22 protein-coding genes and 3 pseudogenes are annotated in these 23,289 nt (G+C 40.7%); 12 read left to right on the top strand and 13 right to left on the bottom strand.

Translation table 11 applies throughout. The features are described from left to right. Window positions 1-2: 2 nt before the first annotated feature. From ACLTD4_RS02375 to ACLTD4_RS02345, 7 genes are all read right to left on the bottom strand, one after another. Entirely contained in the window at window positions 3-1,595 is a 1,593-nt protein-coding gene (locus ACLTD4_RS02375) for a recombinase family protein (RefSeq protein WP_148510155.1), read from the bottom strand. Continuing rightward, window positions 1,583-3,271 (bottom strand): recombinase family protein, encoded by a 1,689-nt coding sequence (locus tag ACLTD4_RS02370; RefSeq protein WP_187383016.1) that lies wholly within the window; start codon window positions 3,269-3,271, stop codon window positions 1,583-1,585. Before ACLTD4_RS02370 ends, ACLTD4_RS02375 begins: the two co-directional genes overlap by 13 nt. Beyond that, window positions 3,271-4,932, bottom strand: coding sequence for a recombinase family protein (locus ACLTD4_RS02365; RefSeq protein WP_148510157.1), 1,662 nt, complete (start codon window positions 4,930-4,932; stop codon window positions 3,271-3,273). The genes ACLTD4_RS02370 and ACLTD4_RS02365 overlap by 1 nt, the downstream gene beginning before the upstream one ends. A gap of 123 nt (window positions 4,933-5,055) precedes the next feature. Next, window positions 5,056-5,292, bottom strand: coding sequence for a DUF6870 family protein (locus tag ACLTD4_RS02360; RefSeq protein WP_243138741.1), 237 nt, complete (start codon window positions 5,290-5,292; stop codon window positions 5,056-5,058). 64 nt (window positions 5,293-5,356) lie between these two features. Then, window positions 5,357-7,639 (bottom strand): ATP-dependent DNA helicase, encoded by a 2,283-nt coding sequence (locus ACLTD4_RS02355; protein WP_243138742.1) that lies wholly within the window; start codon window positions 7,637-7,639, stop codon window positions 5,357-5,359. A 520-nt stretch (window positions 7,640-8,159) separates the two neighbouring features. Then, window positions 8,160-8,654, bottom strand: a complete 495-nt coding sequence (locus ACLTD4_RS02350) for an RNA polymerase subunit sigma-24 (RefSeq protein WP_148510159.1) — start codon at window positions 8,652-8,654, stop codon at window positions 8,160-8,162. Window positions 8,655-9,149: 495 nt separating this feature from the next. Continuing rightward, entirely contained in the window at window positions 9,150-9,461 is a 312-nt protein-coding gene (locus tag ACLTD4_RS02345) for a helix-turn-helix domain-containing protein (protein ID WP_148510160.1), read from the bottom strand. Window positions 9,462-9,892: 431 nt separating this feature from the next. On the opposite strand from ACLTD4_RS02345, the gene ACLTD4_RS02340 reads away from it, so the two are divergent. The 4 genes from ACLTD4_RS02340 (at window position 9,893) to ACLTD4_RS02325 (ending at window position 11,269) form a co-directional block, all read left to right on the top strand. Next, the gene (locus tag ACLTD4_RS02340; protein WP_148510161.1) at window positions 9,893-10,162 is read left to right on the top strand and encodes a DUF6809 family protein; all 270 of its coding nucleotides are present in this window, start codon (window positions 9,893-9,895) and stop codon (window positions 10,160-10,162) included. Further along, window positions 10,159-10,446 (top strand): DUF6809 family protein, encoded by a 288-nt coding sequence (locus tag ACLTD4_RS02335; RefSeq protein WP_148510162.1) that lies wholly within the window; start codon window positions 10,159-10,161, stop codon window positions 10,444-10,446. Before ACLTD4_RS02340 ends, ACLTD4_RS02335 begins: the two co-directional genes overlap by 4 nt. Before the next feature lie 143 nt (window positions 10,447-10,589). Next, window positions 10,590-10,769, top strand: a complete 180-nt coding sequence (locus ACLTD4_RS02330; RefSeq protein WP_148510163.1) for a CopG family transcriptional regulator — start codon at window positions 10,590-10,592, stop codon at window positions 10,767-10,769. 341 nt (window positions 10,770-11,110) lie between these two features. Further along, the gene (locus ACLTD4_RS02325; protein ID WP_187383018.1) at window positions 11,111-11,269 is read left to right on the top strand and encodes a DUF6809 family protein; all 159 of its coding nucleotides are present in this window, start codon (window positions 11,111-11,113) and stop codon (window positions 11,267-11,269) included. A 257-nt stretch (window positions 11,270-11,526) separates the two neighbouring features. Here the strand turns inward: ACLTD4_RS02325 and ACLTD4_RS02320 are convergent. Next, window positions 11,527-11,805 (bottom strand): annotated as a pseudogene (locus ACLTD4_RS02320) (transposase domain-containing protein); the annotation flags it as partial. A 28-nt stretch (window positions 11,806-11,833) separates the two neighbouring features. On the opposite strand from ACLTD4_RS02320, the pseudogene ACLTD4_RS02315 reads away from it, so the two are divergent. The 8 genes and pseudogenes from ACLTD4_RS02315 to ACLTD4_RS02280 all read left to right on the top strand — a co-directional run. Beyond that, window positions 11,834-12,139, top strand: a pseudogene (locus ACLTD4_RS02315) (IS66 family transposase); the annotation flags it as partial. A gap of 643 nt (window positions 12,140-12,782) precedes the next feature. Continuing rightward, the gene (locus ACLTD4_RS02310; protein ID WP_187383019.1) at window positions 12,783-13,121 is read left to right on the top strand and encodes a helix-turn-helix domain-containing protein; all 339 of its coding nucleotides are present in this window, start codon (window positions 12,783-12,785) and stop codon (window positions 13,119-13,121) included. Then, entirely contained in the window at window positions 13,118-13,819 is a 702-nt protein-coding gene (locus ACLTD4_RS02305) for a LytR/AlgR family response regulator transcription factor (RefSeq protein ID WP_148510165.1), read from the top strand. Before ACLTD4_RS02310 ends, ACLTD4_RS02305 begins: the two co-directional genes overlap by 4 nt. A gap of 2 nt (window positions 13,820-13,821) precedes the next feature. Beyond that, window positions 13,822-15,135, top strand: coding sequence for a GHKL domain-containing protein (locus ACLTD4_RS02300; RefSeq protein WP_148510166.1), 1,314 nt, complete (start codon window positions 13,822-13,824; stop codon window positions 15,133-15,135). A gap of 98 nt (window positions 15,136-15,233) precedes the next feature. Then, window positions 15,234-15,836: an accessory gene regulator B family protein gene (locus ACLTD4_RS02295; RefSeq protein WP_187383020.1), complete on the top strand. Its 603-nt coding sequence runs from the start codon at window positions 15,234-15,236 to the stop codon at window positions 15,834-15,836. 287 nt (window positions 15,837-16,123) lie between these two features. Next, a complete protein-coding gene (locus ACLTD4_RS02290; protein ID WP_055649181.1) occupies window positions 16,124-17,374 on the top strand; it encodes an IS256 family transposase in 1,251 nt (416 codons plus the stop codon). Window positions 17,375-17,860: 486 nt separating this feature from the next. Then, window positions 17,861-17,989, top strand: a complete 129-nt coding sequence (locus tag ACLTD4_RS02285; RefSeq protein WP_279238241.1) for a hypothetical protein — start codon at window positions 17,861-17,863, stop codon at window positions 17,987-17,989. 159 nt (window positions 17,990-18,148) lie between these two features. Further along, entirely contained in the window at window positions 18,149-18,367 is a 219-nt protein-coding gene (locus ACLTD4_RS02280; protein ID WP_148511398.1) for a hypothetical protein, read from the top strand. Window positions 18,368-18,621: 254 nt separating this feature from the next. Here ACLTD4_RS02280 and ACLTD4_RS02275 read toward each other — a convergent pair whose 3' ends face one another. From ACLTD4_RS02275 to ACLTD4_RS02255, 5 genes and pseudogenes are all read right to left on the bottom strand, one after another. Next, window positions 18,622-19,872 carry an IS256 family transposase gene (locus ACLTD4_RS02275; protein WP_055649181.1) on the bottom strand — a complete coding sequence of 417 codons (1,251 nt, stop codon included), beginning with the start codon at window positions 19,870-19,872 and terminating at the stop codon, window positions 18,622-18,624. A 112-nt stretch (window positions 19,873-19,984) separates the two neighbouring features. Continuing rightward, window positions 19,985-20,899: pseudogene (locus ACLTD4_RS02270) on the bottom strand (IS256 family transposase). A gap of 183 nt (window positions 20,900-21,082) precedes the next feature. Then, entirely contained in the window at window positions 21,083-22,051 is a 969-nt protein-coding gene (locus tag ACLTD4_RS02265) for a carbamoyltransferase N-terminal domain-containing protein (protein ID WP_148511239.1), read from the bottom strand. Window positions 22,052-22,060: 9 nt separating this feature from the next. Then, window positions 22,061-22,681: a carbamoyltransferase C-terminal domain-containing protein gene (locus tag ACLTD4_RS02260; protein ID WP_148511240.1), complete on the bottom strand. Its 621-nt coding sequence runs from the start codon at window positions 22,679-22,681 to the stop codon at window positions 22,061-22,063. Between the two features lie 327 nt (window positions 22,682-23,008). Continuing rightward, window positions 23,009-23,281, bottom strand: a complete 273-nt coding sequence (locus ACLTD4_RS02255; protein WP_148511241.1) for a hypothetical protein — start codon at window positions 23,279-23,281, stop codon at window positions 23,009-23,011. Window positions 23,282-23,289: the final 8 nt, after the last annotated feature.

The raw sequence follows: 23,289 nt of genomic DNA, 5'->3' as shown, positions 1-23,289 counted from the left end.
TATTAAATAGCGATCAGTCGTTCACAGGCATCGGCATAATTCCAGATAATCTCGATGCGGTTATCCCCATAAAAGTAGATTCTTTTAATTAAGGTCTGAACCAGTTCATATGACAGCTCTGTTATATCCCCTCTTCCAGAAAAAACTTTCAGATATTCACTTTCTTCCAGCATTTCGCTCTGCAAATTCCTAAGCTCTGCCTCACAGAGTAATTTCTTTTCCTGTAATTTTGCCGTCTGGTTATCATACGTTTCCTTAATTTCCAAATAGGTTTGGCGGCTGATCTTGCCAAGGCTGTATTTTTCATAGCTTTCCATTTTGAAACGGCTGATTCTTTCAACAGTTTCCTCCATTTCGGCCAAATTTTTCAGCAGACCCGCCTGCTTACTTCCGGCAGGTCTGCTTCTTTTTAACAACGTATGGTTTAGGTCATCTGCGAGGGCAATTTGCCGATTAACTGCCGTCAGCACAATTTCCTCTAAAAGGCTGTATTCCAAGTGGTCCTGGCTGCACTGCACATCACTTTCCACCTGATGCCTGATACAGCGGTAATAGCCTTTCCCTTCCTTCCGCCTCCCCAAAGCATGACGGCAGGAACCACAATATACTTTTCGGGCAAAAACCGACTTTTCTTTTTTTCCGCCAGAAATCTTTCGGGGTCTTCTTTTTTCGGCTTCTTCCTTGATTGCCTGATTAATTTTAAGATATACCGCTTCATCAATCAAAGCCTCATGGAAGCTGTCAACCGTAATCCACTCTGACTTTGGTACGCCTACACAATGCTTGCTGGACATTTTTTCTTTCTTAAACCGTCCGAATTGCAGCTTTCCTATGTAGACAGGATTCTGCAGGATACGGTTAACACATCCTGCCGTCCATACCGACTTATCTAAATCTTTTACATTCAGCCTTCCGTATTTCTGCTTTAAATACTTTCCAGGAGGCGTAATCCCTTCTTTGTTCAGAATACGGGTGATCTCTGCTTTGGAACACCCCTCCGAATACATAGAAAAAATCCTTTTTACAATTTGAGCAGCTTCCTCGTCGATTACCAGATAATGCTTATCTTCTGCCGATATTGCATAGCCAAATGGTGCCGTTCCGCCCAGGAACAGCCCGCGTCTTCTCATGTCCATTGATGTTTCCCGGACCTTATCTGACGCATCCTTGCAGTACATCTCATTTATCAGATTTTTAAAACCGATCTCAAGCCCTGCACTTCTACTTTTATAATCATCACTGTCAAAGTGATCATTGACCGCTATCAGACGAATTCCGAGGAAAGGAAATACCTGTTCAATATAGCAGCCTGTCTCAATATAATCCCTCCCCAGTCTGGACAGGTCTTTTACCATAACAACATCTACTTTTCCCCGTTTTCCATCCTCTATCATTTTGCAGAATTCCGGCCTTTTAAAATCATTACCGGAATATCCATCATCACAGTACTCAGCTATTTCGGCCTCCCCATCAGGAAAAAAACGGCTTATACATTCCAAAAGCAGCTTCCGCTGATTACTTATGCTATTGCTCTCGCCATACTGGTCATCCTCACGGGATAACCGGAGATAGATGGCAGTCTTTATTTTCCGCATACGTTTCCCCTCCCATATAAATCTGCAAAACGAAAGGTTATCTGTATCCGTTTGTTATCAAAGACTTCAATTTTTTCTATCAAATCCCTTATCAGTTCCGGGGTAATTGTGCTCTTTTTTTCGTATTGCTGAATCGTTTTAAAAAATGTTTTCCCTCTTTCGATTTCCTGATCTGTCTGTTCCGTATCCCTCTGCAGCTTCTCCAATACTTCTTTCAGAAAGGAAATTTCTTTATCGTATTGTTCGGAAGTGTATAGATAATCTGTCTTTGTCAAAAAACCGCTGGCATAACTTTCATATAATCCGGCTTTCAGGCTACGGCATCTTCCGATTTTTTCCAGCACCTCTGCCTGTTGCTTTTCCTGTACTTCCTGTTTCCGGGCACTAGCCGACATAACAGGCACCATTTCATGCTCAGCCTTCTCCTGGCAGATCTGCCGTATCATAGGAAGCACTGTGGATGATACAATATCCACCAACTTATCCTCCATGATATGTTTGCTGGTACAGCATTCCTTTCCCAACGCTGCATACTTTTTACAGGTATAAGAATATTTTGGTGGCGGCTGTATCTCATTCCTGTCCCTGCGCCGATTGGGAATGATTTTCTTCTGGCTCATGGCATATCCGCAGTCCCCACAGAAAAGGATTCCTTTAAACATATTTTCGTGGCCGCCCGGCTGACCGGCTGAGGTTTCCGAGTCCTGTGCGGCTTTTCTTTTCATGGCATTGACTCTTTCAAACTGCTCCCTGCCGATAATGGCCTCATGGCAATCCGGAATGATGATCCACTTCTCTTCGGGAAGTTTCTTACACTCTTTTCCCTCATAATAGGAAGTAACCGTTTTTCTCTGAACCATGCTTCCGGTATAAACCTTGTTGGACAGCATTTTTGCTATCACCCCTGGGTGCCACATTGACTCACATTTACAATGTACATTCACAGTATATCCTTTTTCTTTCAATGACAGCCAGGGAGATTTAATGCCCTGCTCCTGTAAATACTGAGCAATTTTTCGGCAGGTCATTCCACTCTCCCGCAACGCGAATATCATGCGGACGGTTTCCGCCGTCTCTGGGTCAACAAACAGCTTTTTCTTATTCATCCCCTCAAAGCGGTAGCCATAAGGCGGACAGTTGCCAAGAAACTCCCCCCGCTCCTGCTGTAAATGTTTTACGGTTTGAATCTTTTTCGATATATCTTTGACATACAGTTCATTGATTAGATTTTTTAGCGCCACCACCAAATATTCCGTCGTGCATTCTGGATTATCCGAATCATAGTTATCGTTAATTGCAATAAACCGTACTCCGATATGGGGAAATACCCGCTCAATATAATTGCCCGTTTCTATAAAATCCCGGCCAAATCTTGATAAGTCTTTTACGATAATGCAGTTTACCTCCCCGGATTTGACAGCCTCCATCATCTGCTCAAATCCGGCTCGGTTAAAATTGGTTCCACTGCGGCCGTTATCTTCATATTCAGCCACTATTTTCACGTTTGGATTCCGTTCTGCAAATTCCCGAATCAGCTTCTTTTGATTGGACAGGCTTTGGCCCTTTCTGCTATCTTCATTTGATAACCTTGAATAACTGGCTGCCAGCCATTGGAAAACCACCTGATTTTCCTTATGTTCCGTCATGCTGCGTGCTTTGCGGCTAATTCTTCCCATCACATCACCGCCTTTGCAGCGTCGTCTGTAACCTGACATTCCAGTATTTCACACATACGGTCAAATTCGTCCTTATATTTTGGTACAAGAATGATTTTCTTTTTTTCATATATGACACATTGATCAATCAGCATAACCAGCAGTTTTCTATCCAGCTTCGACAATTTCCGGTTTGCAAGAAATACCTTCGTCCACTCCAAGCCGCCGCCATCGTCCGCCATCAGCGCTCTCAATTCCTTTTTTACAGCCCCGATATTTTGGATTGTTTTTTCAATATGCTCCGTATATACTTTTCCGTATTGCTCATATTCTTCACGTCCGATTACTTCCTCTGCGTAATCTTCATAAACGGACATTTTCAGATGCTTATATTTCTCCAGCTCCTCATTTAAAAGCTTCAGTCTTGTATCGGTAGCAATGATTTTCCTTTTATGTTCCTCGGAAAAGCGTAAATTTTTACAAAGCTCCTGCAGTACAACCACCGCCTCAATATGCTTGTTCAGCAACTCCAGAACCATCTTATATAAAAGGGTTTCACTAATGCGGTGGCTGCTGCAAGTGCCGTCCAAGCGGTTTGTGGAGCAGATATAATAGGCATATTCCTTTCCATTGGAAACAGTTGCTTTCCTTATCAAGGCTTCTCCACAATCTCCGCAAATCAAAAGCCCGGAAAATGGATATACAGTTTCCCTGTTCTGAGCCACTCGCAGGTCCTTTCCCAACAGTCCCTGTACCATTTGGAATGTATCCTTGCTTATAATCGCTTCATGGGTACCCTCCGCCCGAATCCATTCTGACTCCTTTAAATATACCGTATTTTTCACCTTATGGTTAGGCGTGCTCCGCTTGCCCTGCAGCAATACTCCGGTATAAATTTCATTTTTTAAAATTCTCCCTACTGTAACGGCGGACCAGAGCGCTATGCTCTTTTTCTTAAAGCTGCTCTGGTAATTGACACCTATGGCCTTCTTGTATTCCAACGGCGATAGTTCACCGCTTTCGTTAAGCCGCTGCGCAATCCGCTGCTGGCTTAACCCCTCCAGCTTCCACTCAAAGATTTTCCTTACAATTCCGGCTGCATACTCATCCACAACAATTTTGTTCTTGTCGCAGATATCTTTTTTATATCCGTATACCGCAAAAGCTCCTATAAATTCGCCCTGCTTACGCTTAATCTGCAAATGGGAGCGTATTTTTATAGAAGTATCCCTGCTGTAAGAATCATTTACTAAATTTTTAAAGGGAAGATAGAGCTGACTAGACTGATTTTCCGTATCCAGGCTGTCATAATGATCGTTAATTGCGATAAAACGGATTCCAAGCGCCGGAAACATCCGCTGAATATATCTTCCCGTTTCTATATATTCGCGCCCAAATCTCGACAAATCCTTCACAATGACACAATTTGTCCTGCCCGATTTGACATCTTCAAGTAACTCCATAAATGCGGGCCGATCAAAATTCGTTCCTGAATAGCCGTCGTCAATCCGTTCCGCGGACAGCCTGATATCCTGGTGTGATTTGACAAAATCACGAATCAGGCTCTGCTGATTGGTAATACTGTCACTCCTGTGCTTTCCTTCTGCTTTGTCAATATCATAATCATCTTTGGAAAGCCTGTAATAAGCAGTTGCTTCATAAATAATTGTATCGTTCTCCATACGAATTCTCCCATTCTACTTTGCTTCGATAGCAAACCAGATTAGGCTTCACTGTATGGTGCTATTTATCCCTGTCACCATAATACCATAACATCCTATCGGCGTCTATCTCGGATTTATGCTCTATAATCTTATCGCATAAGTTTCAATTGCCTCCTCCAGCGTTACCTTTGTATCTGGAAACTGCACTTTTACCACCGCGTCTTTATAACGAAACAAATAGGGATTTCTGATTTTTTCAATAAAATCTTTGATTCGCTCTTCCTTCGGCAATTCATTCTGGATAACAACATCCCGAATGTCAACCAGTGTGTCAATATCCACATCTCTGACATCAATGTCCTTCTCGTTCCCAATCAATGAAACAAACCTCCATATCTCTTCTCCGTTTCACTCTATGATTTCTGTAATTTGTCCTATTCCCCTAAATTCTCGGCTGCTGTGTCAGTTCAAAATAAGCGTCTGTTTTTTTCTCATACATAAACCTTCCCACATCATCGATCCGGTCAGTGACCGCCATATCCGGCAGGGCGGCCAATATGTCATTTTTATAGCGTCCGGCGGCGCGGCTGTCGAGGATAGAGAACACACAGGTGTCAGTCTCTCTGCGGATGCCACGTCCGATCCACTGGCGCAGTTTGATAAGCATACCTGGCACAATATTTTCTGACAGATAGGTTTGAAAATCATCATAAAGGGTGCGTTCATACTCCGATACCGGGTCAGGGGCGGGAAATGGCAGACGGACCACCACCAGCGAGGACAGGATATCTCCCGGAAGGTCAATGCCCTCCCCTGCACTATCGCTTGCAAGCAGCACGCCGTTTCCGCTCCTTCGGAAAGCGCCAATGGTTTCCAGCCGTCCTTTCCCCATACAGAACAACGGATAATTTACTGCCTGCGGCCTGGACAGTTCCTGATACACAAGCTCCATCATACGGTAGGAGGTAAACAGCACCAGCGTATGCCCATGGCTCTGCCGGATTAACTCCCGAAGCCGTTCCAGCAGCTTTTCCATGTAATCCCCATTCTTCACATCCGGGAACGGCAAATCCCCCGGCAGATACAGCAGGGCATGGTTTTCATAGTCGAAAGGGGAGGCCTTGCTGACTGTCAGAAGCCGGTTTTGTGGGAGAAGGTCAATGCCCGTCCGGTGCATGAAATGACTGAAATCACCCCCGATAGACAGGGTGCCCGAGGTCAGCATACAGGGCATTTCCTGATTCCAGATATCCTCATAAAGCAGGAAGTCCAATGCTTTCGGCAGGGTACAGAGCCGGCACGTTGACACACCCGTATATTCCAGCCAGCATATAGATTCTGAACTGTCCAATAGTATCATCAGCTTCGCCCGCTCGTGCTCTATACGGTTCAGTAGACGTTTATGTGTGTTTCCCGCCCCTGGCAAATAAAAACACACGGACAACCTGTTTAAAGCAGCCGCCAGTGTGTTCAAAATTCCTATGGTGCCCGCAGTAAAATCAAATGCCTGGCATCCTTTGTCATAATGTGCCCCTGCTTCGTGCTTGATGACTTCAAAAAGCAGACCGTTCAGCCGGAGCAGTTCCTCACATAACAGGGATGCTTCCTTACGGTTGGAAATGCCTCCCATACTTCGGTATGTGCTGGACACAAGCTGTTCCAATTCCGCAGCATCAAAGTTCATGCCGTACATCTGCCTTGCGGCATCCAACAGTTTATGGGCCTCATCAAAAATCAGGATGCCGCTCTGCGGGAGCAGACGGTTTCTTCCACCCTTCTGACTTAAAATGTCCGCCAGCACAAGGTTGTGGTTAGCAATCTGAAAATCATACGCCACAGTCTGCGTCTTGTGCAGGAAGTTTCGGTATCGGCAGATACCCGACAGGTCACAATGAAAATGGCAGTGGTTTACGCAGATACGCCCTTTTACATAGTCCGACAGCGGAAGGCAGTCTAAATCAATGGGGCAGCTGCCACTGAAAAGTGCTGTCAGGGTTTCCACCAGTATTCCATCCTCCGGCCGGTTATTATGCCGGATGGATGACAGGTAATTCCGCACCCTGTCATCACAGGCATAATGAGATTTTCCTTTACGGACCGCAAAGGTCAGCGGCCGGTTGATAATCCGATGCTCCAGTAGGACATCTGAAATCTGCGGGATATATTCTTCTGTCATCGCCTTTTGCAGGGCGATTGTTGAGGTGGAGATAACAGTCGGCTGCATACTGGCCTTAAAAATACGATACACAATGGCGGCAAGGATATATGCGTGGGTCTTTCCGGTTCCCACCTCAGCCTCGCACAGTGCCAGCTTCTTCTCCCACAGGGCATCTAACATTGCCAAGGAGAGGGAAAGCTGGTTATCACGCAGCGCCATTCCATGCTCCGGCAGAATACGAACAAACAGGCATCTCAGCAGTTCCTTTGCCCGTTTACGCCCATCAGCTGTCATCGCTGATTCTGCCTCCGGTTCCGGCGCTTTCGCCAGCATTTTTTCGATGGCCCGCTGATACCCATCCTGCGCAAGCGGCTTCTGTCGGGAAAAAAGGCGTTTCGCCTTTAATGTATTTAAATCTACCATACGGTAGCTGTATGCCTTTCCTGTAAAATATTCCAGCAATACACAGTCTTTGGTGGCAAGCACCACCTTTTCCTCCGGCCGGAACAGCCCGGCCTCATAAATCTTATTTTGAATGTCCGCTATGCAGACAAGTTCTTCATTCATAGCTTTTGCCTCCTTTGCAGCCTAAAGCAGCGACACAAGCATACGGCGGAGCAGGTTTTATTTAGTTGTCTGCTGACAAAAATATCTGTTCCGCCGCATGGTTTCTATCGTTCCAATAGTACGATAGATTGATATATCTACAAAGGTGTGGCAGACGTTCCGTGGGGTAACACAGACACCATAAAAGCCGCCCCCTGTTCTTTCTCAAACAGGGGTGTGCATTCTCCCATTTTTCAGGGCTGCTGGTTCTCAGCAGAAGTACCATGATTGTGACAGGGGTTATCGCAATCCGTCCCACCACGGGACGTCAGCACTGCAAACGTTATCGCTCGAATCGGCATGGTTATTTTATCCCCTGCTGTCGTCTTGGCGCGTTCCAGTTCGTCGCTTCCGGTTTCCCGGCCTGTCATCGCTGTGCCTCCACACCCATATTCACTTGTCAAGGAGCAGGTGAAAGGCTGTCCTGAAAAATTGCCTTTCACTTAACGTCCAAAAACTAGGGGGGTGTGGGGGTATCAAATTAAATTTTTTCAAAAATTTTCTGCAGTTTTACACTTGCAGCCTTTATGCTTTCCCTTACAGAGGTAAAATCCACGTTTTCGCGGGCCGCAATCTGGCGATAAGAAAGTCCCTGGTAGAAATGCAGGATGAACCTCTGTTTCTGCACCTCTGTCAAATACCCTCCTGTAAAAAGCATCCTGGCGGCTTTGGCGGCTTGTTCCAGATCACTTTGATGAATCAGTTCCATATCGGGGAAAACCGCAGCATACTGCCCCTGGCCTTCAGCACTTTCCAGAGTCCTCACCCGTTTGCCATACCGGTTGTCCTCTAAATCCTGCTCATGGTAGATCGCATCTGACAGGGCTTTCAATTCCATAAAGTCAGCCTCCGTCTTTTCCGGATTTTCTCGCAAATAATCGGCCAGCGTCACCTCCACCATACTGTCCGTAAATTGATACACAATTCCCTCACTGTATTTATTAAGGGCATAATCGCTGTTTTTGTAATTCTTCATTATTCTTTCCTCCGGTTTTCTGATTTTTAAATCAAAAACCGGAGGGCGGACCACGACAGCTACGGGAGCATAAAAATACCGTAATCTTCCAATAGATGATTACGGCATTTTGGAATGTATATTTATAACAGTTGGAATGTATGATAAGCGGCAGTGGGCTTTCCCTGTATTCAGACAAATCTCCTGCACGATATCCATCAGATATTAGCATTTGTATTTTCACCTTAAATATAATAACTGGCATTATTACAGAAGGCTTCTGTCTTTTAGATTACGGACAGATTGCATTACAAAGAAATCCTCCCGGATTATGGCAAAAAAATAACGGCCTGATGGTTTTAAGTTCCCGTCAGGCCGTATCATCAATAATTAACATGCAGTTTTTCATGCATTTCCCTTCTTCACCAAACACCGGGGGCGGCCATTACTGGCCGCCCCCGGTGTTGTTTTTTTCAAATGTGTTCTCTCTGCCGTTTACTTTGGCAGACCGCAGTACTATGATTTCTTCTTGCAGAACATCTGTATAATATTCAAAAGAAGCAGCATATCTTCATCATCCAGCCGTTCCATGTAATCAACGGCTTTTCTAATCATCTGCGGATATTCTTTGTCAAAAAATTCTGAAGGCGACATTTCAAAATACTCTATAATGTTAAAAAGTCCCTCTACTGATGGCAGCGAGCGGCCAGATGTGATCGCGCGAATATAATTCTTATTGTGTCCCAAATCATATGACATCTGATATTCGGAAACGCCTTTTCTCAAACGCAGATCCGTGATGCGGCTGCCGATAAACGAAACATCCATAGCATTATTCCCTCCTTAAAACTTATAATAACCTCATTCCGCAAAACAATATCGGGCTATAATATGGAACTTTTATATATTATAAGCATTTTTCCTCTTTATTGTCAGGCTGTAATGTGGCATTATTATAAACAAGCTACATCAAGCGGTATCTCGAAGAAGCAAGCGGAACCGAGATGGTTTTCCGTAAGATGCGGGAACAGCCACAGAGCACATGAAACAAATAAAAATAAGAAAGGAGAAACATGATAGCACCGCTATTGCCAGCCGAGTAAAGTACGCCTGACATTCTGCACTCTACCATATCACTGGACTGCTGCCTTGCCATTGATAACACATGTTTTTTTAGAAAGCCACATAAATAATTCACTGTGCGGTTCCGCCCTGTAAAAAATTGTCCAAACGAAATGAACAGAAAGGATGGAATGAATATGAATAAAACAAAGAATATCTTAATCGCATTTATGAATGGTAACCTGTACATCAGTCCCTCACTATCCATAAGAAATCCTGAATACATGAAGGCGATCGAAATCATGCATACAACGGCGGAAAAGCTTTACATGAAACTCAACGACGAAGATAAGAAATATCTTGCTCAATACCATGATGCACAAGAAAGTCCCATTGATGCATTTGTAGCGTTTCATACGGTCACCGAAACTGCCGCCCCCACTCTCGAACAGGAGGATTCGAAATGAGTCTTTTAAACAAATGGTATGATGGCAATCTCTATCCCTGTGAAGAAATTGTCTGCCACTCTCCTAAGTTTCTTGCTCTTAAAGATAAAATCAATAGGGAGCGGGAATACTTTATGAATAATTTAACCGAGGAAGATGCGAACCGCTTTGCAGAGTTTGAAGAACTCACAACGGAAGCCTCTTCTATGTACGCCTACACTAATTTTTCTTATGGTTTCAAATTAGCTGCCAGACTTATGTGTGAAGTCTTCTCGGATACTGACCGGCCTAAAAGAAAAATTTGAGAAGAAACAGGTGTGTAAAAACAGGCTACTTTTCAGGCTATGTATAGCCTGTGTACAAAAAATAAACTGAAAGTACTAAAGTCCATTGACTTTTGCGATCGCATAAGTTAAAATAATTATGCGACTGCAAAAGGAGGTGTGACATGGCCGCTAAAAAAATGGGACGTCCTACTGATAGCCCCAAAGATATTGACATCAAAATACGCTTCGACAAGGATACCGTGGATAAATTGGAAATATGCAGTGAAAAAATGCAGATTACCAGAGCGGAAGTCGTCAGGCGTGGTGTCAAAAAGATGTATGACGACCTCAATAAAAAATGAAAGGAAGCGGCGCACTTCTCGCAAAAGACACACGCCACTTCCCCAGCCGACTATTGCCAGAAAGCAAGAGCGACGTAAATAGTATATCATGCGCCGGATTCCCTTTCAAGCAATATCGAGCCCAAATAGAAAGGATAGATAGATATATGGGTAATGCCGAATATAAAAAAACACTTTCCGCTGTTAATAAACTCACTGAAGAACTTTTCACGCTGGGGAGGTTGAGTAAAAAATGAAGAACATCTTAGAGTTGTTGTATGATCACCCCAGTAGCATTCACGATCAGGATTCCCCTTTTGTAAGGACAGCATGTATCAAGAATGAGAACATGGAAATGTTGAATGACACCCTATGAACAAAAGGAACTGCTGAACGCCTACTTTGACGCAGATACCAGAATGGAAAGCATGATGAGTTTTGACCGTTTCCGGTATGCATTCCATCTCGGTGCTCAACTCATGGCAGAGTTAATAGAGGGCAAGGAGGAACTTTTAAAATGATCATATTAGAGCGTTTGTATAACGGCATAATTTGAGAAGAAACAGGTGTGTAAAAACAGGGCTGTCGCACCGTTGTGTGACAGCCCTGTTTTTACACAATCTCACCTCATCACGGCAATTGAGATCAGCATTTTATATTACTTGCTCTAAACTGTTAAATTCTTCTGTACAGAAGAATTGTAAACGGTAGATAGCGAGTACCTATACAAAACTGGAGCAAACCTGTATGATTGAAACAGATTTGCTCCAGTCTTATTTCATTTCACCTCATCTTTACCAGGCTTCCGGCAGTTCGCAGGGAGGTTCGGTGACCAGGGGAGCAGGTCATCCAGAAAGTTACGGTCCGTGCCATCCAAATGCTTTGGTATCTCAGTGAGCAGGTATTCAAAGTAATCGTATGGCTTCAGGCTGTTTGCCTTTGCGGTTTCCGCAATGCTGTAGATGATTGCACTGGATCTGGCACCGGCAACTGTATCGATCATTACCCAGTTCTACCCGATACAGAAACCCCGAATCGACTGTTCCGCAGCATTATTTGTTTTATGTACTTAATTTCATAACTCCAATAACAGGGCGGAACGTTGTGCAAAAGTCTACGGAACAGGCCGAAAAAACTTTCTATTCCATGATACAGTGGATGGAGCAAGATCGAGCGCTATCATCTACAGCCTCGTGGAGACGGCGAAAGTCAACCACTTAAACGTGTTCCAAGACCTCTACACACTGCTGCTATACATGCCGGACTACAAAAATGAGCCCGCAGGCGTGGAAGCAATGATGCCATGGAGCGACTTTATAAAGGAACGTTGTTGTGGGGTGATGGATACGGAAACAGAAACACCGGAAAACCGAGGGCAGATATCATTCTGATAGATGCTTTTTATTTGCTGACCGATTCTTTATAAGAACTAATGACGGTAGATTATTCATCGCTTACGTTATTTTCACATTCCCCAGGACTCGCGCTCTGTTCCACTTGCAAAAAGTGCTTCGCAGAATACTGGTATAGCACAGTGTCCATGCTTATCGGAAAGATAATTGGGTAAAAATGAAAATAACGTTATTCAACCGCACAGGTTGAAAAATTTCATTTCTAGTACAGCATTGCATAAGTTTCGGTGAAAATAGCAGGTGCTATATTCACCGAAACTTATGCAATGCTGTACTAGTACCAATGCCATAAAAAGGGGACTGTCACACCCGAGTTATTTAACTCGCAGTGCGTCAGCCCCTTTATTTCTTTGCAATTGTCTGTTCGTAACGGAATTTTGCTATTTATTTCTATGATGTCCATCTTTTCTTGTTTCATCCAGTTGTTTCAGAGTTGTGGTGTAAATTAAAAATAAGAATATCAGAAAATAAAAAGACCAAAATATAGTTAGATAGAGTTTCACTGTATTTGGTCTTTTCTCAAAAATCACACAAACAAGTATAATTGATATTTTCACACAAGTATTAATTGTTAAAGCTAATGCACTGTCGCTTAGAATTATATTATACGAGGAGAGTTACTATGAACAGATTAAAGGAATTGCGCAATAGTCGTGGCATGAAACAAAAAGTACTTGCAGATATATTAGGAACTACCCAACAAAATATCAGTAGATACGAACAGGATATAACCACAGTACCTGCATCAGTTTTGATTGTAATTTCCAATTACTTTGACGTTTCGGTTGATTACCTACTCGGATTATCTGATGTAAAAGAGGTGGCCAGGGAATGTGATGCACCGAAAAAATCATCAGAGTATGATAGCCTAATTGAGAATATAAAAACTTTGAGTGCTGCCGATCAAAAAACGGTCAGCGATATGGTTGCATTTTTAGGACAAAGGAAGAAAACAGTATGATATCAATAGCTATTTGTGATGACGAGTTAAATATGCGTGCCTGTCTTAAAAAAGAATTAGAAAAAGTTATGGAGAGCTTTGGAGAAAGTATCCAGATCGAGGACTTCTCGGGAGCCCAGGATTTCTATGCTCGATTAACAAAGAAAATTTTTGATTTGTTATTTCTGGACATTGAGATGCCTAATATAAATGGTTTCTCCCTTGCTAAGGAACTGCAAAAAAGTAAAGCTGAAATAACCATTATATTTGTTTCTTCACATGAAAACCTAGTTTTTGATACCTATGAATATGAAGCTTTCTGGTTTGTTAGAAAAAGGACATTAGAATCGGATTTAAAAAAGGCAATAAAAAAGTATTTGGATCGTGTATATTATGAGCGAAAGGATTTTATTGTAAAAGTTAAATCAGATTCCTTTAAAATTTTATACAAGGATATTTTCTACTTTGAAAGTTATGGCCATGATATTTTGATTAAGACAGAGAGCAATACATACAAAATGGGAGGCAGTTTAAAAAAGCTGGAGGAAGAAATAGCGCAACATCAGTTCATCCGAATCCACAAGAGCTTTTTGGTAAATATAAAATACATATATTCGATCAACAGTGACACGGTCACTCTTACTGATAAGAGTACTATTCCACTTAGTAAAGAACGTCGTGCAGCGGTTAGAAAAATATATTTTAGCAAAGGAGTATAGGTTTGTCAGTAGGAATTGAATTAATAGCCAATATCGCAACCTCTATTATTGGAATACACTTTGTTACCCAGTATTGTCAGCCTCGACATAGAGGGAAAAAGAAGGTTATTTGTATGATCGTAGGAATTCTAGTCTACTTTGCTACAGTGACAATGCTTAATTTTTTCATGATATTTGAAGGGGTGTTTGGTTTTGCCTATTTACTGATAATATTTCTTTATGCTAATGCCTTTTGTAAAGGTGATGCAATCGATCATGCAATTGGAGCTATGATATGGGCCTGCATTATCCTTTTCTCAACGATTCCGATTTTTGAATTCCTTAGTCTTATTACAAATCATAGTATAGATCAGCTTCTCAATTCAAATTTTTACTTAAGGGCTGAGGCGCTGACGGCAATTACTATTTTGAAGTTTATATTGTGTCAATGCATGCTCTTGAAAAAACGAAAGAATAGTCTTTATCTCAGTAGAAGAGATGGGTATGTCTTGATTGGAATATGTTTTCTCATGTTGTTGATTATACTGGGATTTTTTACTATGGAACTCCATGCAGATAATAAGGTTGTTCGACACATAGTTTCTATGCTGCTTCTTTTTGGCACAATTCTGATTATGTTGCTTGTTTTTGTAATATTTCAAAAACTAAGTCAATATCATATCGACGATGTCACACGAGAATATACGAATAAACTAGTTGGAAAACAAAGTGAATATGTAAAATATATAGAACATTTAAATAAGGAACTGCAAATTATGCGACATGACAGCGCTGCGCATTATACAACTCTCCATCTACTTTTAAATTCCGGCAAGAATGAGGAGGCTGCCACATATCTGGGAGAACTTGAGGAGAATATAAAAAAATATTCGGGACTGCCAGTAGTAACAATCAGCGATAGTCTAAATGCCATATTATATAAGGCATATTCTGACTGTAAAGAGAGAGACATAATATTTAATTGTATTGTTCTTGCTCAAGTTAGCAAAATCAGAAGCAGCGATCTGGGTATATTGCTGTATAATCTATTAAACAACGCGATTGAGGCCGCATCACTTTGTGACAAAAAAGAGATTTCATTGGAAATTAAAAACTACCACTGCTATTTGCAATGTAGCATTACAAATACTGTTCGTGAGCCGGTTATTGAAAATAATCCAGAACTTATAACGAGTAAGAAAAACAAAGAGTTGCACGGCTTTGGAATGGAAAGCATCCATCGGATTGTTGAGAAATACGATGGATATTATGAGAATTGGGATTCTGATGGGGAATTTAATCAGATTATATACCTGAAATATCCAACAAAAGTTTGAAAAAATCCTGATTATGCAAAATTTATCCCGATTATGCAAAGTCTATTGATTTTTCATTTCCCAGGCATTAATATTCTATAATGTGGAGGATAATATTTATGATATGTAAATTATCTATTATATTAACGGACATGCTTGAGAACGAGCATATAATACAAACGGCTGACAGAGAAGTTTATGAATACGGTTTTCAGATCACGATGGCTAATATAACTAATGCGCTGATTGTATTATTAATAGGTATTTTGATGGACTCTGTTCTTAGGGTATTACTATTTTATGCTGTATTTATTAGTATGCGAATTTTTTCTGGCGGTTTTCACGCAAAGACGTATACCAGATGTTTTTGTTTGTTTGGTACAACCTGTTTATTATGTATGATGTCAAGCTATGGAATTATGCACTTTATTAATATTAATTCAGTAATCGCTATATCAGGTGTCTTACAGGGGCTTTGTATTTATCAGATGGCTCCTATAGAAAATGAAAATCATCCGCTTTGTGCAGAAGAAAAGAGGAAGTTTCGTTTCTATAGTATGATTGCATTTATTTTTTGGTTGTTGGTAATGATAATATCTTCTTTCAAGGGGTACTATGTGGTATCAGCGGTTATTTCAGTAACACTGATATCAGTATCAATACTTATGGTTTTAGCAAAAAAAAATGGAGGTGAAGGTGTTTATGAAGAGAAAAGGGCTTGAATTATTAGCAAAAGTTGCATCTAATGCGGCAAAGCGTGCAGAGGGAAGAGCCTCTGAATGGGGTGGCTATCAGCCAAAGCGCCCAGCAAAAAGGAATTAATATTATGACGATAGACTGTCTATATAACTGTGTATTGTCGTAAATTGGTATGTATCCAGTTCCATGAGAGTGTAAAATAAAGTGTGTAAGTTAAGAAAAGAAAATTTCAAAACTTACGCACTTTGTTCGTTTCACAGAGTGTGTTAAGATATCAGGAAAGGATTAGCAAAGGATGAACACACTCAGTATGGCAAGAAAGAAAAAAGATTTAAATCCCAATCAACAGCTGGCGAGAGCAATTCTCGAGCAATACCAGCCTAAAAGCGTAGAAGATATGCAGGATGCTTTAAAAGATATTTTTGGTCCTATGTTTGAAGCAATGCTTCAAGGAGAAATGAACAGCCATTTAGGTTATTCCAGCAATGAGCGTGGAGAAAAGGAAACTTTAAACAGAAGAAACGGTTATACCAAAAAGACTTTAAAAACAACGGTTGGAGATGTCCCTGTTGAAGTTCCACGTGACCGTGAGGGAACCTTTGAACCGACCATTGTGCCAAAAAGAAAAAGAGATGTTTCCGCTATCGAAGATAAAGTTCTGGCTATGTATGCAAAAGGAATGAGCCAGCGGGATATTGCGGATACGATCGAAGATATTTATGGATTTGATATCTCCCACGAAACTATCTCTGAAATTACAGACAGCGTCCTGGAACAGCTTGAAGAATGGCAGAACCGTCCTCTGAAGAAATTTTATACGTTCTTATTTGTGGATTGTTTGTACGTAACGATTCGTAAAGACTATGAGACAAAGAATTATGCCGTTTATGTAATTCTGGGCTATGATGTGGATGGACAGAAAGATATTCTTGGTCTTTGGCTTAGTGAATCAGAAAGTAAGCATCAATGGATGCAGATTTTTGATGAGATTAAGAATCGGGGCGTGGAAGATGTGCTGTTTCTTTCTATGGATGGTGTAAGCGGACTTGAGGAGGGAGCAAAAGCAATTTTCCCCAATGTAGCGGTTCAAAGATGTATTGTCCATCTTATCCGCAATGCCATAAAATATGTTCCAAATAAAGACTATAAACGTTTTACAGCCCAGTTGAAAAAGGTCTACGGTGCGGCCAGTCTGAAAGCGGCAGAATCTGAATTTGAACGTTTTAAGCAGGCATGGAGTCAATACCCGGGTGCCGTAGACGTATGGGTACGCAACTGGCAGCATGTAGCCCAGCTATTTCGATATGGAAGTGCCGTAAGAAAAATCCTATATACCACAAATGCGGTAGAAAGTGTCAATGCAAGCTTTCGTAAAGTAACCAAAAAAGGAGCATTTCCCAATGAGAATGCACTGCTTAAGTTGTTGTATCTGAGGGTAACAGAGCTATATAAAAAATGGAATGGCCGTCCCCTGAACAATTGGGCTCTTGTCCGCAATCAGTTAGACATGGACGAAAACCTTCAGGAAAGAATCCGGAAATATGAAAATGGAGGATTCTAACGGGTTATTGGCATGATACCCTATTAGAAATATTCCCAAAACACTTTAACAAAGTATCATTCAAAAGCGTCGGATGATACAAATGGGGAGGTTCCCCTCCCCAAAAAATTTTCTTAAAACTTACACAAAAAACTTGACAAACCCAAGTATTGCGATCATTGAGAACTGGCAGATGAAATGGGAAAACTTCTCCACATACCACTGATCCGCCGCCTCATCTATACAACTTATAACGACAAAAAAACTATACCGACATTTCCAGAAGTCCCATCACCTGTATGGGACTTTCAGAAAAATATCGGTATAGTTTTTTACAAACGGTATAGCGCTTCCGCTATTTTCGTGTCTTTCCAGTCCTTTTTGCTGTTCTCCTTATCAGGATTGGTCTGTTCCAATGCTTTCGCCAGTGTGTCCAGCGTAACAAAGGCATAGAACCCGGAGGGGGAGAAATGTTTTCGTGGCCGAGCATCTGCTGGATACAGGGCCATGAGCCTATACCAGGAAGGATGCCCTAATTCCCTGCTGGAACTTATCGACAGGTTTGCCCGGCGCTTTCTGGATTATGAACTGCCTGTGATCCGAAAAAAGAGCCAGAATAGGGCAACCATCGCCTGAGAGAAAGATCAATCTAGGTAGTGGATTGCACAGGGATCAGTCCCCCTCCATCCTCTTGTTGTACCGTAGCTACAGGCTTTATTCAGGATTGTATAGAATAAAGCCTGTAGCTATGGTAATAACTATCAATAAGAGGATTGCGTTAAAGGAGGCGGGGGTATGACACATGATGCAGCAACAGCATACGCGTGTGTAGCATATCGGGTTATGGAGTATGATGGAGTGTCGTTGAGTGAGGAGCAGTTTGAGGTAATTCTGGAAATGCTATTTGGATTTTACAATGAATGGGAAATTCAAAAAATCTATCAACAAAACATCGTATTCGGTTCAAATGATGCCATCATAAATGAAGAAAAAATAAAGGAAAAAATAGAATAGTATTGCCGAAAGATGGCAATACTATTCATATAAGCAAATATCGTATTTTGAAAAAGTTTGTCATGCTAACATAGCTAAAACCAAGTCATGAAGTGTCGAAAAATGGAACTGGGTTTGTCAAGTTTTTTGTGTAAGTTTTAAGAAAATTTTTTGGGGAGGGGAACCTCCCCATTTGTATCATCCGACGCTTTTGAATGATACTTTGTTAAAGTGTTTTGGGAATATTTCTAATAGGGTATCATGCCAATAACCCGTTAGAATCCTCCATTTTCATATTTCCGGATTCTTTCCTGAAGGTTTTCGTCCATGTCTAACTGATTGCGGACAAGAGCCCAATTGTTCAGGGGACGGCCATTCCATTTTTTATATAGCTCTGTTACCCTCAGATACAACAACTTAAGCAGTGCATTCTCATTGGGAAATGCTCCTTTTTTGGTTACTTTACGAAAGCTTGCATTGACACTTTCTACCGCATTTGTGGTATATAGGATTTTTCTTACGGCACTTCCATATCGAAATAGCTGGGCTACATGCTGCCAGTTGCGTACCCATACGTCTACGGCACCCGGGTATTGACTCCATGCCTGCTTAAAACGTTCAAATTCAGATTCTGCCGCTTTCAGACTGGCCGCACCGTAGACCTTTTTCAACTGGGCTGTAAAACGTTTATAGTCTTTATTTGGAACATATTTTATGGCATTGCGGATAAGATGGACAATACATCTTTGAACCGCTACATTGGGGAAAATTGCTTTTGCTCCCTCCTCAAGTCCGCTTACACCATCCATAGAAAGAAACAGCACATCTTCCACGCCCCGATTCTTAATCTCATCAAAAATCTGCATCCATTGATGCTTACTTTCTGATTCACTAAGCCAAAGACCAAGAATATCTTTCTGTCCATCCACATCATAGCCCAGAATTACATAAACGGCATAATTCTTTGTCTCATAGTCTTTACGAATCGTTACGTACAAACAATCCACAAATAAGAACGTATAAAATTTCTTCAGAGGACGGTTCTGCCATTCTTCAAGCTGTTCCAGGACGCTGTCTGTAATTTCAGAGATAGTTTCGTGGGAGATATCAAATCCATAAATATCTTCGATCGTATCCGCAATATCCCGCTGGCTCATTCCTTTTGCATACATAGCCAGAACTTTATCTTCGATAGCGGAAACATCTCTTTTTCTTTTTGGCACAATGGTCGGTTCAAAGGTTCCCTCACGGTCACGTGGAACTTCAACAGGGACATCTCCAACCGTTGTTTTTAAAGTCTTTTTGGTATAACCGTTTCTTCTGTTTAAAGTTTCCTTTTCTCCACGCTCATTGCTGGAATAACCTAAATGGCTGTTCATTTCTCCTTGAAGCATTGCTTCAAACATAGGACCAAAAATATCTTTTAAAGCATCCTGCATATCTTCTACGCTTTTAGGCTGGTATTGCTCGAGAATTGCTCTCGCCAGCTGTTGATTGGGATTTAAATCTTTTTTCTTTCTTGCCATACTGAGTGTGTTCATCCTTTGCTAATCCTTTCCTGATATCTTAACACACTCTGTGAAACGAACAAAGTGCGTAAGTTTTGAAATTTTCTTTTCTTAACTTACACACTTTATTTTACACTCTCCTATACTTCTTCCAGCTGTCCTTCATCGCCTCCAGATTCATGTATGCGATCTCCTCACTCTCGGCTCCGTATACCCGCTTCAAATCCTTCATAAAAGCCTTGGAATCCTTATAGGCTATATATTTCATGGTATTCCGGATTTGATGGATAATACACAGCTGAATCCTTGTTTCAGGAAATACGGTTTTGATCGCATCCGGAAATCCTTGCAGGCCATCGATACAGGCGATCAGGATATCTTTTACTCCACGATTCTTCAGTTCATTACATACCTTCAGCCAGAACTTGGCACCTTCATTTTCACCAATCCATATCCCCTATATGTCTTTTCGGCCTTCCGCGTTGATCCCCAGTGCGACATAGGATGCCTTCGTGACGATCCGCCCTTCTTCACGGACTTTATAGTGCACCGCATCCAAGAATACGACAGGATAAAAACCATCCAGAGTCCGGCTGCACCACTCCCTTGCTTCTTCCATGATTTTATCAGTTATATTGGAAACGGAGGCCGGAGATAATTCGAATCCATAAAGCGCCTGGACATGAGAAACAATATCACGCACCGTCATCCCTTTCGCATACATGGAAATGATTTGTGCTTCCAATCCCTCCTCGATGACAGCCCTCTTTTTAATGACTTCTGGTTCCAATTCCCCTTCCCGGATTCTTGGCACATCAATGTTAATACTGCCGTAAGAAGTCTTTACTTTTTTGGGTGATATTCCATTCCGCTTCGGGGTATTTCCCTTACTTTTTTCATTTGTGATATAATCTGCAATTTCACTTTGAAGGATCTGCTCAATCGCATCTTTTACCATTCGTTGGACAAGTCCATTTGGACCAGTGATATCCTCCATGGTACTGCACTTAGAAAGTTCCTTCTGATAATTAAAGCCTGATGTCATATCCCTTCACCTCACAAAATTTATTTACCAATTTATTCCATCTACGTGCAATATTGTCAATAATAATGATACCTATTCAAAAAAGGGGTGTGTTGAATAATCTGCAAGTGATACACAGTTTATTTGACACACCCTGATCAAAAAATGTCTATATTTAAATAATTTTACGATCTTTAAGTGTATTTAATCTTTTTGTCCATAGTATAACCCATATAAGGCAGCTCCTATTGCAGTGCCAGCATCTCCAGATGCTGGTTGAATAAAAAAATTTTTATAGATATTATTGGTATATATAGCGTAATTTGCGACACTATTTAATGCAACTCCACCTGCTATACAGACATTATTGCAATTAGTTATTTTTTTCAAAGCTTTAGCTGCTGATACAACCGCAATGCTGGTTACTTTCTGTGCAGAAAATGCAAAATCTGCCTTATCTTGAAAAGTTTTTACTGAATATGATATATTAATAAGTTTTCTAAATGACTCCTCATTAAAAACAAACGCGCCTTCATCAGAAATGTCAAATAAAGGTAAAAATAACGGCCAATACCTATCTGTACCATATGATGCTAGACCCATTATTTTTCCTTCATCAAATAAACCAAACCCTAGTAAATTGGTTACTACTCTATAAAAACCTCCTATGGAGTTTGTGAATGGCATACTCAAGTCAAAGTATGTGTTAAACGATACAGCCTTACCACCAAAAGTTTTTACATTTTGTATCCTCTTGTCTTTACCATACCAAAACGAAATGGTTTCACATTGTTCATTTTTCCATTCTCCTCCAGCCCCATCAACTACTAAAATAGCTGATTCTTGAAACTCTGATGGATAATACGTACTCGCTGCATGAGCAAGATGATGCCTTATTTTCTGGATCTCACAATCAGAAATATGATTTCTATAAAATACCGCATTTAGCAAATCATTAGTATAAATTCTTGATATATCTGATATTCCCAAATTATACTGATTAAGTAGATACCAAACAGAACTCATTTCACTTATTTTTTTTTCATTACCTAAAATAAATGAATGCTTTATTCTTGTAATTCGCTCGTCCTCAATATATCCTAAAATACCAGTGTCATTACATAAGCAAGCTGAAAAATCATGGCCTGAGCCTCCTAGTCCCAAAATATACATAAATTCACCTCATTTTCTTATAATAAAATCATCTATAAATAATTCGTCAATTTGAGTTTGGAGAAAACAATTAATAGCCTGCTCAGGAGTTTCTACAATAGCTTCTCCTTTAATATTAAAAGATGTATTTATTACCATGGGAATTCCTGTAATATTATAAAATTCAGTTATTAGCTTGTGAAACTTTGGCATCAATTCACGTTCAACAGTCTGTAAACGTGCTGTACCATCAACATGTACGACTGATGGAATTTTATCTTTGTATACGTCAACCACATCCGCTACCATTAACATATAAGGAGTAGATATATTCAATTTGAAATACATTCTCTGAAACTCACTTAAAACTGCCGGCGCGAATGGACGAAAATTTTCTCTATGCTTCACTTTATTATTTAATATATCTTTCATATCTTTTCGTCTTGGATCGGCCAATATACTTCTATTTCCTAACGCACGAGGTCCACACTCACTCCCATCTTGAAACCAAGCAATTACTTTTCCATCTGCAATAGATTTTGAGGCAGTAGCATAAAGGCAGTCCCCCAGCTTCTCGATTTTTAGTATACTTGTATATTTTTCTAGTGTATTTGAAACATTATAACGCTTTCCTAAAAATGGGTTAAACATTTTTACTCCCTTCTATGAATATTCCGTTCACTTAGTACAATTCCTTCGGTAATTTAGTATACCCCTTTCGAAAAAGTCACACTAAGAGAAGAGACTATTCATCCTATAATGTTAATCCCTAAATTATTGATTTTTCGGTGAACAATTAAATGAGTATGATAACATAAGTCTGTCCATAATGGCTATCAATCCTTTATTTATCTATGATAGTGGCCCTCTAGTGCTTAAAGGGATCTTATTCCAACTAGTTATAAAATTAGGAACCATATTTATGGCTCCTAATTTTACCATCCGTTAAAAATATAGGCTGTAAACTATATTCAAAACCTAATTTACTATAAAGAGAATATCTCTTTGAATTAAATCGTTAATATATTCTATTAACTTGTATCTGTTTGCATCAGATTGTGTTACTTTATTTTCTTTAAAAAGATAATTGATAATTTCATCAACTGTATGATTCCCATCCGCTAACTTTAGTATATCATTCGCAATAAAAGGAGCTTTAAATAAATCATCTGTTTTAAAATTGTAAATTGTAATAAAATTATAATCTGTTCTCCATTTAAGATCTGGAGCCACCTTAACTAATTTTTCCATGTCACCCT

The organism is Hungatella sp. (assembly GCF_046966825.1).
The sequence above is the reverse complement of the archived record's forward strand: the minus strand, read 5'-3'. Positions and strand labels throughout refer to the sequence as shown.